1 protein-coding gene is annotated in these 567 nt (G+C 58.4%); it reads right to left on the bottom strand.

Annotated elements, in window-relative coordinates; all coding sequences use genetic code 11:
* Positions 1-109: 109 nt before the first annotated feature.
* Complete coding sequence (locus D2N39_RS23045) at positions 110-265, bottom strand: hypothetical protein (RefSeq protein ID WP_158589914.1); 156 nt, start codon at positions 263-265, stop codon at positions 110-112.
* Positions 266-567 lie beyond the last annotated feature (302 nt).

Below are 567 nucleotides of genomic sequence, written 5' to 3'. Positions count from 1 at the left end.
GCATGATCTCGATCACCAGCGCGGTTTTACGCTTCGCCATCCAGCGCTTGATGCTGTCGTCCATGGTCACACTCATTGCTACGTTCTCCCTTGTAGCATGAGCAGATCTTCACTGGGTCGATACACGTGCCCCGTTAAAAGGGGGAGGATTACCCTCCAGCGCGGGCATCAGGTGTTCGGCGACAACATCCTGCAGCCGGTCGCGCCAGTCCCCTTCTCGGCCGATGAAGGCCAGCAGGCCGGAAATGTCGTTGCGCTCGGTCATGCCTCATCTGCCCTGCGGTGATGATCCGGTTCGTCCGCCAACGCCTAGTTTGCGACGGACCAACGATCAGCCATCCCCTGCGTTGCTTGTTCAAGCAATCCGGGCAAACGACCATCGCACGACAACCCGAGGAATGTTGCCGCACGTGTTGCACCAACATATAGGTACTTGTCGAACTGAACCGCCCCGGGTTTGCCGGAGGCTGATTTTGGTTAGTTACGCGGCGATGTCTTCAGTTTCCAGAGCGGCGTAGAAGTTTGCCTCTGCTTCTGCCGGAGGGACGTTCCCGATCGGCTCGAGCA

Origin of the sequence: Gemmobacter lutimaris (assembly GCF_003570715.1) — a bacterium.
GTDB lineage: Bacteria > Pseudomonadota > Alphaproteobacteria > Rhodobacterales > Rhodobacteraceae > Gemmobacter > Gemmobacter lutimaris.
Note: the sequence above shows the minus strand (reverse complement) of the source record. Positions and strands in the feature narration are given on the sequence as shown.

Bases quoted from the DNA above. Each gene is read 5' to 3' on its own strand.
- D2N39_RS23045 (WP_158589914.1), bottom strand. From the start codon at position 265: ATGACCGAGCGCAACGACATTTCCGGCCTGCTGGCCTTCATCGGCCGA.